This is a genomic window from Pseudomonas sp. YA1 (assembly GCF_058680555.1).
Window position 1 is genome coordinate 16,122 of record NZ_JBZWBG010000017.1, and the last position, 13,834, is coordinate 29,955.

14 protein-coding genes and 1 pseudogene are annotated in these 13,834 nt (G+C 67.0%); 8 read left to right on the forward strand and 7 right to left on the reverse strand.

Going from position 1 to position 13,834, the window contains the following annotated elements:
• Positions 1 to 1,266 carry an Hsp70 family protein gene (locus tag AC4OR5_RS22825; protein ID WP_003095476.1) on the forward strand — a complete coding sequence of 422 codons (1,266 nt, stop codon included), beginning with the start codon at positions 1 to 3 and terminating at the stop codon, positions 1,264 to 1,266.
• 174 nt (positions 1,267 to 1,440) lie between these two features.
• On the opposite strand, the gene AC4OR5_RS22830 is transcribed toward AC4OR5_RS22825, so the two are convergent.
• Entirely contained in the window at positions 1,441 to 1,857 is a 417-nt protein-coding gene (locus tag AC4OR5_RS22830; RefSeq protein ID WP_003095479.1) for a PsiF family protein, read from the reverse strand.
• 154 nt (positions 1,858 to 2,011) lie between these two features.
• On the opposite strand from AC4OR5_RS22830, the gene AC4OR5_RS22835 reads away from it, so the two are divergent.
• Together AC4OR5_RS22835 and osmE are read left to right on the forward strand one after the other, a co-directional pair.
• Positions 2,012 to 2,551: an MOSC domain-containing protein gene (locus AC4OR5_RS22835; protein WP_003095483.1), complete on the forward strand. Its 540-nt coding sequence runs from the start codon at positions 2,012 to 2,014 to the stop codon at positions 2,549 to 2,551.
• 88 nt (positions 2,552 to 2,639) lie between these two features.
• Entirely contained in the window at positions 2,640 to 2,984 is a 345-nt protein-coding gene (gene osmE, locus AC4OR5_RS22840; protein ID WP_003095488.1) for an osmotically-inducible lipoprotein OsmE, read from the forward strand.
• Between the two features lie 43 nt (positions 2,985 to 3,027).
• Here osmE and AC4OR5_RS22845 read toward each other — a convergent pair whose 3' ends face one another.
• Positions 3,028 to 3,435 (reverse strand): Rho termination factor N-terminal domain-containing protein, encoded by a 408-nt coding sequence (locus AC4OR5_RS22845; protein WP_003095492.1) that lies wholly within the window; start codon positions 3,433 to 3,435, stop codon positions 3,028 to 3,030.
• 146 nt (positions 3,436 to 3,581) lie between these two features.
• Here AC4OR5_RS22845 and brlR point away from each other — a divergent pair, with 146 nt between their 5' ends.
• The gene (gene brlR, locus AC4OR5_RS22850; RefSeq protein WP_003110937.1) at positions 3,582 to 4,394 is read left to right on the forward strand and encodes a c-di-GMP-binding multidrug transporter transcriptional regulator BrlR; all 813 of its coding nucleotides are present in this window, start codon (positions 3,582 to 3,584) and stop codon (positions 4,392 to 4,394) included.
• 1 nt (position 4,395) lies between these two features.
• Here the strand turns inward: brlR and AC4OR5_RS22855 are convergent, their stop codons facing one another.
• Positions 4,396 to 6,465: an AsmA family protein gene (locus AC4OR5_RS22855; RefSeq protein WP_058159926.1), complete on the reverse strand. Its 2,070-nt coding sequence runs from the start codon at positions 6,463 to 6,465 to the stop codon at positions 4,396 to 4,398.
• A 298-nt stretch (positions 6,466 to 6,763) separates the two neighbouring features.
• Between AC4OR5_RS22855 and AC4OR5_RS22860 the strand changes: the two genes are divergently transcribed.
• Entirely contained in the window at positions 6,764 to 7,297 is a 534-nt protein-coding gene (locus AC4OR5_RS22860) for a ferritin-like domain-containing protein (protein ID WP_058159927.1), read from the forward strand.
• 275 nt (positions 7,298 to 7,572) lie between these two features.
• Positions 7,573 to 7,911: pseudogene (locus tag AC4OR5_RS22865) on the forward strand (ATP synthase subunit epsilon domain-containing protein); the annotation flags it as partial.
• Between the two features lie 185 nt (positions 7,912 to 8,096).
• Here the strand turns inward: AC4OR5_RS22865 and AC4OR5_RS22870 are convergent.
• The 3 genes from AC4OR5_RS22870 to AC4OR5_RS22880 are packed head-to-tail and all read right to left on the reverse strand — an operon-like array spanning position 8,097 to position 10,152.
• Positions 8,097 to 8,864, reverse strand: a complete 768-nt coding sequence (locus AC4OR5_RS22870) for a molybdopterin-binding protein (RefSeq protein ID WP_058159928.1) — start codon at positions 8,862 to 8,864, stop codon at positions 8,097 to 8,099.
• The gene (locus tag AC4OR5_RS22875; RefSeq protein ID WP_058159929.1) at positions 8,861 to 9,475 is read right to left on the reverse strand and encodes a cytochrome b/b6 domain-containing protein; all 615 of its coding nucleotides are present in this window, start codon (positions 9,473 to 9,475) and stop codon (positions 8,861 to 8,863) included. Before AC4OR5_RS22875 ends, AC4OR5_RS22870 begins: the two co-directional genes overlap by 4 nt.
• Before the next feature lie 53 nt (positions 9,476 to 9,528).
• Positions 9,529 to 10,152 carry a hypothetical protein gene (locus tag AC4OR5_RS22880; RefSeq protein ID WP_023107252.1) on the reverse strand — a complete coding sequence of 208 codons (624 nt, stop codon included), beginning with the start codon at positions 10,150 to 10,152 and terminating at the stop codon, positions 9,529 to 9,531.
• Between the two features lie 137 nt (positions 10,153 to 10,289).
• Between AC4OR5_RS22880 and AC4OR5_RS22885 the strand changes: the two genes are divergently transcribed.
• A complete protein-coding gene (locus AC4OR5_RS22885) occupies positions 10,290 to 10,979 on the forward strand; it encodes a heavy metal response regulator transcription factor (RefSeq protein ID WP_003095515.1) in 690 nt (229 codons plus the stop codon).
• On the forward strand, positions 10,958 to 12,349 hold the full coding sequence (locus tag AC4OR5_RS22890; RefSeq protein ID WP_033937833.1) for a heavy metal sensor histidine kinase: 1,392 nt from the start codon (positions 10,958 to 10,960) through the stop codon (positions 12,347 to 12,349). The genes AC4OR5_RS22885 and AC4OR5_RS22890 overlap by 22 nt, the downstream gene beginning before the upstream one ends.
• Here AC4OR5_RS22890 and AC4OR5_RS22895 read toward each other — a convergent pair.
• Positions 12,340 to 13,656 (reverse strand): MFS transporter, encoded by a 1,317-nt coding sequence (locus tag AC4OR5_RS22895; RefSeq protein WP_003095519.1) that lies wholly within the window; start codon positions 13,654 to 13,656, stop codon positions 12,340 to 12,342. The genes AC4OR5_RS22890 and AC4OR5_RS22895 overlap by 10 nt on opposite strands.
• Between the last annotated feature and the right edge of the window lie 178 nt (positions 13,657 to 13,834).

The following is a 13,834-nucleotide window of genomic DNA, read 5'->3' on the forward strand; positions in this document are numbered from 1 at the left end:
ATGAACCCGAGCACCGCCGCCCGCGCCCTGGGCATCGATTTTGGCACCTCCAACTCCACCGTCGGCTGGTGGCGGCCGGAGGTCGAACCGCTGATCGAGCTGGAGGACGGCAAGATCACCCTGCCCTCGGTGGTGTTCTTCAACGTCGAGGAGCGCCGCCCGGTCTACGGCCGCCAGGCGCTCGGCGAGTACCTGGAGGGCTACGAGGGCCGGCTGATGCGCTCGCTGAAGAGCCTGCTGGGCTCCAAGCTGCTGAAGAGCGAGACCACCGTGCTCGGCAGCGCCCTGCCGTTCAAGGACCTGCTCGGCCTGTTCATCGGCCAGCTCAAGGCGCGCGGCGAGGCCGCCGCCGGGCAAGCCTTCGACGCGGTGGTGCTGGGTCGCCCGGTGTTCTTCGTCGACGACGACCCGGAGGCCGACCGCGAGGCCCAGGACACCCTGGTGCAGGTGGCCAACAAGCTCGGCTTCAAGGAGGTTTCCTTCCAGTACGAACCGATCGCCGCGGCCTTCGACTACGAGCGCGGCATCCAGCGCGAGGAACTGGTCCTGATCGTCGACATCGGCGGCGGCACCTCGGACTTCTCCCTGGTGCGCCTGGCGCCGGAGCGGCGCAACCTGGCCGAGCGCCAGGACGACATCCTGGCCACCGGCGGCGTGCACATCGGCGGTACCGACTTCGACAAGCAGCTCAGCCTGGAAGGCGTGATGCCGCTGTTCGGCTACGGCAGCCGGATGAAGAGCGACGCCTTCATGCCCACCAGCTACCACCTGAACCTGGCCACTTGGCACACCATCAACGCGGTGTACGCGCAGAAGTCGCAATTGGCGCTGAAGAACATGCGCTACGACATCGTCGACAGCACCGGCATCGACCGCCTCTTCAGGCTCATCGAGGAACGCGCCGGGCACTGGCTGGCGATGCAGGTGGAAGACAGCAAGATCCGCCTGACCGAAACCGAGCGCCTGCACCTCTCGCTGGAGCGCATCGAGGCCGGGCTCGGCGTGGAGCTGACCCGTGGGCTGTTCGAGAACGCCGTCGACGGACTGCTGGAGCGCGTGCGCAACAGCGTCGCGCAACTGCTGGCCTCGGCCGGGGTCGACCCGGACCGGGTCGACACGGTGTTCTTCACCGGCGGTTCGAGCGGCATTCCGGCGCTGCGCCGGAGCGTCTCGGCGATGCTGCCCAACGCCCGTCATGTCGAGGGCAACCTGTTCGGCAGCATCGGCAGCGGCCTGGCCATCGAGGCGAAGAAGCGCTATGGCTGAGCCGCCCTGGCCGCGCCCCTGTCCTATAGGGGGATAAGGTCACACCGGGCCCGCCATGGCGGATAACCGCGAGCGGTTATCCGCCCTACGCCAGGACCACGCCACACCCGTCCGCAGGGCGGATAACGCCACAGGCGTTATCCGCCGCCACACCGAGCCCGACGAGGGTGGGGCTCACTTCTTCAGGCAGGTGCTCATGAACGCCTTGCGTTCGTCGCCCTTGAGCGCCTTGGCGGTGGCGTCGGCGTTGCAGGTCTTCATCTTCTCCTGCTGGGTCGCCGCCTTGGCACTGCCGCCGGCCTTCAGGCAACTGCTCATGAATGCCTTGCGCTCGTCGCCCTTGAGCGACTTGGCGCTGGCGTCGGCGTTGCAGCTCTTCATCTTCTCCTGCTGCGCGGTGGCCTTGCCGCCGGCAGGCGCGCCGGCCTTCAGGCAGCCGCTCATGAACGCCTTGCGTTCGTCGCCCTTGAGCGCCTTGGTGGTGGCCTCGGCGTTGCAGGCGGTCATCTTCTCCTGCTGCGCGGTGGCAGCGAAACCATGGGCCGAGACGGCCATGGCCAATACGAACATCGGGATACGCAGGATATTCATCGAACTCTCCTTGAAGGGCTGCACGTTCGCATGCAGGTGCGCTGAAGTCTAGCGACTGCGGCGGGCTTTGCAGGGGCTGGGAACGCGTCCTGTGCGCTTGCGACAAGCGTCATGTTTCGCGGCTAGACTGACGCTTCGCACGAGGAGGAGTTCCATGCAACAGGTCATCGCGGTGAGCCTCTGCGCCACCCACGCGTTCAGCAAGCAGGTGCGTCCCGCCATCCGCCTCCTGAAAGGCCTCGGCGTCGAGGGCGACGCCCACCACGGCGTCACCGTGAAGCACCGCTCGCGGGTGCGGCAGGACCCGACCCAGCCGAACCTGCGCCAGGTCCACCTGATCCACGAGGAACTGCACGACGAGCTACGCGCCAGCGGCTTCGCCATCGGCCCGGGGACCATGGGCGAGAACATCACCACCCGTGGCGTCGACCTGCTCGGCCTGCCCACCGGCACCCGCCTGCGCCTGGGGGAAAGCGCCCTGGTCGAGCTGACCGGCCTGCGCAATCCCTGCTCGCAACTGGACAACTACCAGCCCGGACTGACCGCCGCCGTGCTCGGCCGCGACGAACAGGGCAACCTGATTCGCAAGGCCGGGGTGATGGCGATCGTCCTGGAAGACGGCGAGGTTCGCCCCGGCGACGCCATCGATATCCAGCTGCCCCCCTTGCCGCACCGGGCCCTGGAGAAGGTCTGAGGCAATCCGCCGCGATTCCGGGCGAACTCTGCGCGAGGGCCTGCGTTCCAATGTTGGCAAGCACCGCTCAACCACAAGGAGTCACAGCATGTACAAGCAGTCACTGGCGGCACTGTTCGTGATGGCAACCCTGGCCGGCTGCGCGTCGACCAAGGTGCAGAACCCGGTCAACTACATCACCTTCCGCAACGAACCGCTGGTCAAGGATGTCGAGAAAGGCATGAGCCAGCAGGAAGTCCTGCGCATCGGCGGCACGCCTTCCGGCACCCAGAAGCGCCTGATGAAACCGGGGAGCTGCAACAGCTACATCCTCAACAAGGACGGCCAGCAGCAGCCGTTCTACGTCAGTTTCGACGGCAGCGGCAAGGTCGACGGCTCGGGCTTCCTGAGCTGCTCCGAGCTGGACCGCCACGAGCGCGACGCCCGCCCCTGACGGCTCGACGCCCCGCTTCCTTACGGAGGCGGGGCGTCTGCGTTCAGGCCCGGGACAGGGCCTCGATCAGTTCGGCCTTGCGCATCGTCGAACGACCGCGGATGTCGCGCTTGCGCGCCAGCTGCATCAATTCCTCGCGGGTCATCTCGCTCACCGAAGTGCTGCCCTGACGTTTGCCACGGCTCGCCGAGCCGCGGTTGGCCGGTCTCCCTGAGCGGGCCTGGGCGGCGCGATGGGCCGAGTCCTTGCGGTCGGCGCGCTTGGCCGTCTCGCTCTTGGCGCGGCCGGAACCGCCCTTGCGCTCGCCGCCGCCGGACTGCTTGTTCACCGTCGCCCAGGCGCGCGCCTCGGCTTCCGATTCGCTCACACCCTTGGCCTTGTAGCTCTCCTCGATGTGCTCGGCCTTGCGCTGCTGCTTGTCGCTGTACTTGCTCTTGTCGCCACGGGGCATGGGGATATCTCCCTTTGCGATGGGTTCACTGTTGGGACCGGGAGGCGACGGCGGACGTTCAGAGAAAGTGCACACCGGCACAAACCCCTTGACCTTGCCCCAGGGGCAATCCGTAGTCTGCCGCTATCCCGCAGCAGGAACCGGAAATGCTCACCATCGGCCAACTGGCGCGAATCTTCGAGATCTCCACCAAGACGCTTCGCCACTACGATGCCATCGGCCTGTTCGTCCCCGCGCGCACCGGTAGCGACAACGGCTACCGCTACTACCGGCCGGAACAGATCGAGCAGCTCTCGCGCATACTCGCGCTGCGCCGGCTGGACGTTCCGCTGGAAGCCATCGACCGCCTGAAACGCGATGGCGCGCTGGACGACCCGCAACGCCTGCGGCATTTCCTGCAACGACACCAGCACACCCTGCGCGAAGAGATCAGCGCCCGCCAGCGCCTGCTGGCGGAACTCGACCGAACCCTGGCGACGCTCGCCCACTGGAGGATCCGCAACATGCATGCACGAATCGTCGAACGTCCCGCCTTCAGCGTGGTGGGCATGGAATACTTCGGCAGCGCCCCCGGCGACACCATCGGCCAGCTCTGGGAACGCTTCATCCCGCGCGAGCACGAGATCGCTGGCAAGCACGATCCCGAGGTCTCCTATGGCATCTGCGCGCAGCAGCCCAACGGTGAATTCCACTACGTCGCCGGCTTCGAGGTGCAGGAAGGCTGGCCGGTGCCGGAGGGCATGGTGCGCTTCCAGGTGCCGGCGCAGAAGTACGCGGTGTTCACCCACAAGGGCACGGCGCCGCAGATCGCCGAGAGCTTCCAGGCGATCTACAGCCACCTGCTCGCCGAACGCGGCCTGGAGCCCAAGGCGGGGGTCGACTTCGAATACTACGACCAGCGTTTCCGCGGACCGCTGGATCCGAACTCGCAAGTCGACCTGTATATCCCCATCTACTGACTCAGCGCTTGCCGGCCGGCGCCTTGGCCGGCTGGCGCATGCGTTGCAGCAGGGCGGTGCACTGGTTGTCGTCGCTCTTGCTCGGCGCCACCAGAGCCAGCAGGCTGGCCGCCGGGCCCACCGCCACGCCGAGGGCGATCATTCCCGCGCCGCGCGCCACCAGCGGCCCGGCGTGGACCCCGGCGTCGGGCTTGGCGAAGGTGCCGCGCACGTACAGCGGCGAGCGCAGCGAGAAGATCCGCAGGCCCTTGCTGTGCGGGGTGACATCGAGGTCGAGCTTCTCGTTGGCGAAGTTCACCGTGCCGTCGACGTTGACCAGCGCGTTCTCGGTGTCGAAGACGAACAGCCGGCTGGTCATCAGGCCCTTCTGCAGCCCGAAGTCGGCGGCCGCGCAGTTGATCTTCACCTCGTCGTCGCCGAACAGCTTGGTCACCAGGTAGTTTCCGACATTGAGGCCGGCGATTTCGGTCAGGCCTTTGCTGATCGCACCGTCGTTGATCAGCATCTTCAGTTCGCCATCGGCGCCACCGAGGATCTTCGCCACCGAATTGCCGCTGCCGCTGAGACTGGCGTCGCCGTTCAGCTCGCCGAAGCTGGTCTGCATCGGCGCGAAGCCGGGGAACAACTGTTTCAGCTTGAAGCCCCGCGCGCTCATCTTCACTCGGCTCTGCATCGGCTGCTTGCCGCCGTCGAGGCGAATGTCCGACTCCAGCTTGCCGCCGGCCACGCCGAAGCGCAGGGGCTCCAGGCGCAGCAGGCCATCGTTGAGCACCAGATGGGTATAGAGGTCGCTGATCGGCAACTGGTCGCTGTGGACGATACGCTTGCCGGTGAATTCCACGTCGGCGTCCATGTCGCGCCAGCGCTCGGTGCGGAACTCCTCCACCGGCAGCACCTTGTCGCCCGGCTGGCGGCTGGTCTGCCCGCGCTTCTGTTTCTCGGCATTGCTGTCGGCGCCGATCAGCGGGCCGAGGTCGGCAAAGCGCAGTTGCTCGGAGGTCAGCTTGCCGGACAGCTTCGGCCTAGGCTGGCGAGCGACGAAGGTCAGGCTGCCGTGCAGGTCGCTGGCGCCGACCTTGCCGTTGAAGTTCTCGTAGCGGAACAGTGCGCCGCCCTCCTCCTTGAGCCGCGCCAGCAGGTGTCCGTCGGTGGAGTAGGCCGGAGTGTCCGGCAGGGTGATGCCGGTCAGCGGATAGAGATTGGCCATGCTGGTCCCGGACAGCTTCAGGCGCAGGTCGAGGGCGCCGAGGTTGAGCGGGTCGGTCAGGGTGCCGACCACCGCGGCACGGGTGCTGCCGGCACTGACCTCGGCCTGTAGCGGGAAGGGCTTGCTCGCATCCTGCAACGCCAGCATCCCGCCGACCTTGCCCGAGCCGGCCAGAGCCTGGCCCTTGTAGGTGCCCTTGACCTTCCAGCCGAACACATAGTCCTGGGCGTTCGCCGCATCGCCCGTGGCCAGCGCCTTGCCGGCCAACTGGCCGAACGGCACCGGCTTGCCGAGCGGGTCGACCAGCACTTCCAGGCGGGTCTTCAAACGCTGGTCGTCGAGGCTGACGCGACCCTTGTCGAAACCGATCTCGCGGATGTCCAGTTGCCAGGCGGACGGCTCGTCGCTGTCGCTGGCAGGCAGGTCGAAATCCCAGTTGGCGCGGCCGTCGGCCAGGCGCAGGAGGTCGGCGCGCGGCTGGGTCAGCTTGATCTGTGGAATGCGGATGGTCTGCCAGAGCAACGGCAACGGCGCGAGGCGGAACTCGATGCGTTCCAGGCTGGCGAACTCGCTCGCCTTGGTCTTGCCCGCCGTCCAGTCCGGGTTGCCGAGGGTGATGTCCTCGGCGCTGAAGCGCGGCCAGGGGATCCAGGCGCGCCAGCCTTCCTCGCCCTCCTCGCGGCGCCAGGCCACGGCGAGGTTGCCGTTGATGGCGAACGGGCGGTTCAGCGCCGCCGAGACCTTTTCGTTGAGGGTGGGCTTGATCAGGTTCCAGTCGAAGGTGGCGATGAACACCACCAACGCCGCCAGCAGCAGGACCAGGCTGGCGAGGCTCCAGGTCAGGATCTTTCGGCCGCGCGTCATGCACAACTCCTTTTCGCCGCGTCGGTTGTCGGGCAGGCGCGGCAACGCGCCTCGCTCAGCCCGTCAGTGTGCAGGCTGGCCCATGGACTCGCCAGCGCGAATACGCCGGCCCGTTCCGTTAGGACCGGCGAAACGCCGGCATTGCTCCCCGTCCCACGCATTTCAGGCAAAAGGCCAGTTCGGCGGCGGGGCGATAAAACTTTTTCGACCGCGCGGGACTCACACCTTAGGTAAGCAGAAAAAAGCCGGCCGCAGAGCCGGCCCCTTTTTCACCGGATCAGCCCCAAGGAGATAACCGATGACCACCGTTCAACTGACGGACGTCCAGACCCTTCGCGACCGTGCCCGCAAGAACATCCAGGAAGGCGCGGTCACCGAAGGCTATTCGGCCGATCGCCAGACCGTCCTGCGCCTGCTCAACGAAGCGCTCGCCACCGAGCTGGTCTGCTTCCTGCGCTACAAGCGCCACTACTTCATGGCCACCGGCCTGAAGGCGAGCATCGCCGCCGCCGAGTTCCTCGAGCACGCCAACCAGGAAATGCAGCATGCCGACCAGTTGGCCGAGCGCATCATGCAACTGGGCGGCGAGCCGGACTTCAATCCGCGCGGCCTGGAGGAGCGCTCCCATGCCGAATACGTCGAAGGCAAGACCCTGGAGGACATGGTCACCGAGAACCTGATCGCCGAGCGCATCGCCATCGACAGCTATCGCGAGATCATCACCTACCTCGGTAACGACGACCCCACTAGCCGACGCATCTTCGAGGAAATCCTGGCCCAGGAAGAAGAACATGCGGACGACATGGCCGACATCCTCGACGACCTCGCCTGACTCTAGAGCAAGACCCGTCCGAGAGCCGGCGCCCGCAGCGCCGGCTTTTCTTTTCGCCTTATTTATCCAATTTATCGATTAAATAGAGAAAAGCTAACCATCCTTTACGAAATCTGCAACATCACAAAAATAATCAATTAACTTACTGATAAATAATAAGAAAACACATAATCACCCATGTCGATAGACACTATCATCGCACTTCGTTTTTAAATCGACTTATCCGAACTGAAAATGACTCCAACGCAACCAACAACCCACTCGGAGTCACCGCCATGAAAGCTTCCCTGATCCTCGGCCTCGCCCTCGCCACCCTGACCGCCAACGCCGCCTTCGCCGCCGACGGCTCCAGCCGCACCATCGACCGGCTGCACCAGGACATGTCCAGCGTCGAACTGCGCATCGCCGACAATGGCAGCGAGCAGACCATCGACCGCCTGCACAAGGACATGACCAAGGCCGAAGCCCGCCTGGCCGACAACGGCAGCGAGCAAACCGTCGACCGCCTGCACAAGGACATGACCAAGGCCGAAGCCCGTCTGGCCGACAACGGCAGCGAACAGACCGTCGACCGCCTGCACAAGGACATGACCAAGGCCGAAGCCCGTCTGGCCGACAACGGCAGCGAACAGACCGTGGACCGCCTGCATCGCAGCATGAGCCGTTTCGACCTGCGCACCGCCTGACCGCTCGTTACGCCGCAAGGCGCGAGAAAAGCCCGGCTCGATGCCGGGCTTTCCTATTTTCCCATCCCTGTCGCGCTGGGCGCATGGCCCGAGGCAAGCCGCACTCTCCCGCCTCAGACTCCGCTGAACCAGTTGTAGCCCTGGTCCTCCCAGTAACCTCCGGGATTGCTGTTGCTGACGAAGATCTCCACCACGTGCTTGGCGTTCTTGAAGCCGAGCTTGGTGGGAATCCGCAGGCGCAGCGGATAGCCGTTCTCCTCCGGCAGCGCCTGCCCGGACATCTCCAGCGCCAGCAGGGTCTGCGGATGCAGCGCGCTGGGCATGTCGAGGCTGGAGTAGTAGCGGTCGGCGCACTTGAAGCCGACGTACTTCGCCGAGGTGTCGGCGCCGACCAGCTCCAGGAAGGTGCGCAGCGGCACTCCGCTCCACTGGCCGATCGCGCTCCAGCCCTCGATGCAGATCAGTTGCGTGACCTGGCTGGCCTGCGGCAGCCGGCGCAGTTGCTCCAGGCTCCAGGGGCGCTTGTCGCGGACCCGCCCGGAAACCTGCAGGCGGTATTCCGGCAGGTCGATCTCCGGCACGTTGTAGGCCGGGTAGAACGCGTTGAAGGGGAACGGCGAGACCACCTGCGACGGATCGAAGGTCGGCGCCAGCCGCGTACGGCTGAACAGCCAGGCCTGGACCCGGTCGTTCCAGCGCGACATGGCCCAGAGTACCTTGTCGACCGAATCGCCATCCTGTAGCCGGCACCCCGAGAGCATCGCCAGGGCGCCCAGGGACAGGCCGCCGCGCAACAGCAGGCGGCGTTGCAAATCGACCATCTGCCGCTCGCTGGACGGGTCGATCGCGATCTTCGCGCGCTCCTTCTCCGGCCCCTTCATCCTTCGCTCCTCCGTCCGCGCCGCCACTCGCGTCCGATGATCATCGGCACCAGGGTGCGCGGCACCAACAGCACCAGCAGCAGGTGCACGACGACGAACCCGACGACCCCGGCCATGGTCAGGAAATGCACCCAGCGCGCCCCCTGGAAGCCACCGAACAGCGCGGTCAGCCCGTGCAGTTGCACCGGTTTCCAGATCGCCAGCCCGGACAGCACCAGCAGCGCACCGAGCGCCAGGACCAGCCAGTACAGCAGGCGCTGCACCGCGTTGTAGCGGCCCGGCTCATGGACCAGGCGCAGGCCGAGGGCGAGGCGCAGGTCGCGCCAGACGCCGGCCGCGCTCAAAGGCAGGAAGTCGCGACGAAAATGCCCGCTGGACAGTCCGTAGGCGAGGTAGCACAGGCCGTTGCCGAGCAGCAGCCACATGGCGGCGAGATGCCAGGCGATGGAACCGCCGAGCCAGCCGCCGAGGGTGGCCCAGGCGGGAAAACGGAAATCCAGCAGCGGCGAAGCGTTGTAGATGCCCCAGCCGCTGCCGATCAGGCAGGCCATGGCATAGGCATTGAGCCAGTGGCAGAGTCTCACCGGCCAGGCGTGCAACGCACGGTTCATGGCTTTTCTCCCAGGAAACCCGGCCGGGACGGACGCGCCGTCCCGGCGAAACCTCACATCGGCGGGGTCACGCCGTCCTTGCCGACCGAGATGGCCAGGGCGGTGAGGCTGCCGTCGGCGCCCTTCTGCGGGAACAGCACGACCTTGGCGCCAGGCTTGAGCAGGCTGCGCTCGCCCGGCTCCAGGCTGACGATGGGCACGTCGTCCGGCACCACCACGGTCTTCTCGCCATCGCCGTATTTCACGGTCATGCGCCGGCCCTGGCTGACCACCAGGTTGCCGACCGTACCGTTGGTCATGGTCGAGGCGCTGCCATCGGCGTTCTCCCAGGGCCGGTGGCCTTCGCCGCTGCCGCGCAGGCTGGGGGCGAAGACATGCACCTCGAGGGCCTTCAGGGTGCCGTCGGGCTGCGGCACGGCGGCGGTGCCGATGAAGCTGTCGGGCTGGATGTCCTCCGGCTTCGCCAGCGACACGGCGCGGATAGCGGTCTTGTCGGTGAGCCTGACCGTCAGTTGCTGGCCGTTGCGGGCCTTCAGTTGCAGGTGGTCGTCGGCGGCCTGCTGGATGGTGCCGCGCAGCGGTTGCAGCATGCCCGCAGGCGGTTGCGCGGCGAAGCTGGTGGCACTGGCCAGGAGCAGGCCGAAGAGCAGCGCGGGGGAAGCCTTGAGTCGAAGCATCGGTCGATCCTCGGTGGGGTTGAGCCTCGATGGTCGCCCCGCCGGCGGTACCCGGAGATGACTTTCGCATGACAAAAATGTCACCGAGTCCGCGCCGCGCGCTGGCTAGAATGGCGGCGAACGAGGGGGAACGAGACATGCGCATCCTGGTGATCGAAGACGATACGAAGACCGGCGAGTACCTGAAGAAGGGCCTCGGCGAGTCGGGCTATGCGGTCGACTGGTCGCAGCACGGCGCCGACGGTCTCTACCTGGCGCTGGAGAACCGCTACGACCTGGTGGTCCTCGACGTGATGCTGCCCGGCCTGGACGGTTGGCAGATCATGGAAGTGCTGCGCAAGAAGCACGATGTGCCGGTGCTCTTCCTCACCGCCCGCGACCAGTTGCAGGACCGTATCCGCGGCCTCGAACTGGGTGCCGACGACTACCTGGTGAAACCCTTCTCCTTCACCGAGTTGCTGCTGCGTATCCGTACCCTGCTGCGCCGCGGCGTGGTCCGCGAGGCAGAGCAGGTGCAACTGGCCGACCTGCAACTGGACGTGCTGCGGCGCAAGGTCAGCCGCCAGGGGCAGGTGATCGCCCTGACCAACAAGGAGTTCGCCCTCCTGCACCTGCTGATGCGCCGCGAGGGCGAGGTGCTGTCGCGCACCCTGATCGCCTCGGAGGTCTGGGACATGAACTTCGACAGCGACACCAACGTCGTCGACGTGGCGATCAAGCGCCTGCGCGCCAAGGTCGACAATCCCTTCCCGAACAAGCTGATCCATACCGTGCGCGGCATCGGCTACGTCTGCGAGGAGCGCCCGTGCCCGCCCGCCGCTCCCTGACCCTCTACGCGGCGCTGCTGTTCGCCGCGGTGGCGGCGCTGGTGGTCAGCGCGGTCGGTTTCTACCTGTACCGCTCGGTGGAAGAGGCGATGCTGCGGCGCAGCGACGTGATGGTCGCCGGCCGGGTCGAGCACTTCCGCAACCTGTTGCGCGACAACCTCACCCTGGCCGAGCTGAAGGCGCGCCCGCGTCTGTTCGAGAACATGCTTGGCAACGAGCAGGACATCCTGCTCCTCGGCCAGCCCGGCGAGGCGCCGATCGTCGCGGTCAACCCGCGCCACGAACGCCTGCCGTCGCTACGGGTGGTCGCCGCTGGCCAGGCGTTGAATCCGTCCGTCGTGCACGCCGCGCTGACCCACGACGGCGTCCCGATGCGCGTGCTCGCCGCCGAGGTCCTGGTCGGCGGCCGCGAACCGTTGCAGATCACCGCTGCGCACCTGCTGCTGGGCGAGACGCGGATGCTCGCCCAGTACCGCGACCGGGTCATCGCCGCCGTGCTGCTGGCGTTCCTCGGCACCGCCCTGCTCGGCTGGCTGGTCCTGCGCCACGGCCTGCGCCCGCTGCGCACGCTGGCGGCGAAGGCGGCGGAGATCCATCCGACCAGCCTGGATACCCGCCTCGACGTCGCCGCCGCGCCTGCCGAGTTGCAGCAGGTGGCACAGTCGTTCAACGCCATGCTCGAACGCCTCGACGACGGCTACCAGCGCCTGCAGCAGTTCTCCGCCGACCTCGCCCATGAGATCCGCACGCCCATCGGTTCGCTGATGGGCCACGGCCAGGTGGCCCTGCGCCAGCCGCGCAGCAACGAGGAGTACCAGGCGCTGATCGCCTCCAACCAGGAAGAGCTGGAGCGCATCGCGCGGATGGTCGAGAGCATCCTGTTCCTCGCTCGCGCCGACGACGTACGGGCAGCGGTGGAGCGCAGCCGCCTGGACCTGGGCGAAGAGCTGCGGCGCCAGGCGGAGTATTTCGAAGGGCTGGCCGAGGAACGTGGGCTGAGCCTCGACGTCCAGGTCAGCGGCCAGCTACGCGCCGATCCGCAACTGTTCCGCCGGGCGCTGAGCAACCTACTGGCCAACGCCATCCGCTACGCCAGCGCCGAGAGCCTGATCGAAGTGCGCGGCCTGCGCCGATCGGGGGAATTCCTGCTGAGCGTGGAGAACGCCTGCGACAGGCTGCCGGCCGAACCGCTGTCGCGCCTGTTCGACCGTTTCTACCGTGGCGACGCCGCGCGCAGCGACGCCCAGTCCAGCGGTCTCGGCCTGGCCATCGTCCAGGCGATCATGCGCCTGCACGGCGGCCGCGCCGAAGCGAGCGCCCCGGCTCCGGGACGCATCCGCTTCGAGCTGGCGTTCCCGGCTCAGGACTGAGCGGGCTTCTCGCCGGCGTCCGGCTCGCCGTCGGAGCGGCCGATATTCGCCGGCGCCTCCACCACCAGCTCCTCCGGCACTTCCTCGACGCGCGGGTCGAGGGTGGCGGCCATCGGGCTGACCGTGTCCGGCATCGCCACGTGTTGCAGCGGCGCCTCGTCGACCCGGTGTTCGCCGGTGACGCGCTTGGGCTGCACCCAGAACACCAGCAGCACCGCGTAGCCGGACACCAGCATGTAGAACAGCCCCGGACCGAAGTGGCGCATCAGCGCGCCGGCCACCAGCGGGCCGATACAGGCGCCGACCCCGTAGGTGGTCAGGAGCATCGCCGACAACGCGACCCGGCGCGGCTGCTCGACGTGGTCGTTGGCCAGCGCCACCGCCAGCGGGTAGAGGGTGAACAGCAGCATGCCGGTAACGAACCCGTTGGCCAGCAGCAGCCAGTACGGCAGCGTCACCAGCCCCCACATCGGGATCGAGGCCAGGCACAGCAGCACCGCATTGCCGCGGATCAGCCAACTGCGGTCGAGGCGGTCGGACAGCCAGCCCAGCGGCCACTGCGCACAGAAGCCGGCGACGATGCACATGCCGACGAAGAAACTCGATTGCGAGGCATCCAGGCCGTTGCGGTTGGCGTAGACCGGCGCCAGGCCGTAGAAGGCGCCGACCATCAGGCCGGCGATGAAGATGGTGCCCAGCGCCTGCGGCACGCGTTGCCAGAAGAAACGCACTTCCAGCGGCGCGGCGACCAGCTTGGCCGGGTGCACGCGACGGGTCATGGCCAGCGGGATCAGGCACGAGGCGAAGCAGATGGCGACCAGCAGCAACGGCTTGTAGTCGAGGGTCGGGCTCAGCGCCAGCAGGCCCTGGCCGAGCACCAGGCCAAGGTCGACGGCGACCATGTAGCCGGCGAACACCTTGCCGCGCTGGTGGCTCTCGGCCTGCTCGTTGAGCCAGCTCTCGATCACCATGTACTGGTTCATCATCACCGCACCGGTGATGAAGCGCAGCAGCAGCCAGACTTCCAGCTGATCGACCAGGGCATGCAGCAGCACGGTCACGGTGGCAATCCCGGCGCAAGCCACGTAGGAGCGGATATGGCCGAAGCTGGCGATCAGCTTGTGTCCGAATTTTCCACCGCAGACCAGGCCGAAATAGTAGGACGCCATCAGCCCGCCGACCCACAGGTCGCCTGCGCCTTCCTGGGTCAGGCGCAGGCCGATGTAGGTGGTGAACAGGCCGGAGCCGGCCAGCATGAGCAGGGTGGCGGTGTAGAGCGCGGGAAAGGTGACGAGCGGGCTGAACATGACGGTTCCTGGACGGACGGGCCCCACGGCCGGCATCCGCCGAGCATTGATAGGTTCGGGAAGGATCGACGCTGCTGGCCGATCGCGGGCGCAGGCCGTCCTGCGTTCGGCGAGACTCCGACGCCGCGCGGCGGCCGGAAGCCACGTCGCGGCGCACAGGGCGGCATTATCCCCGCTC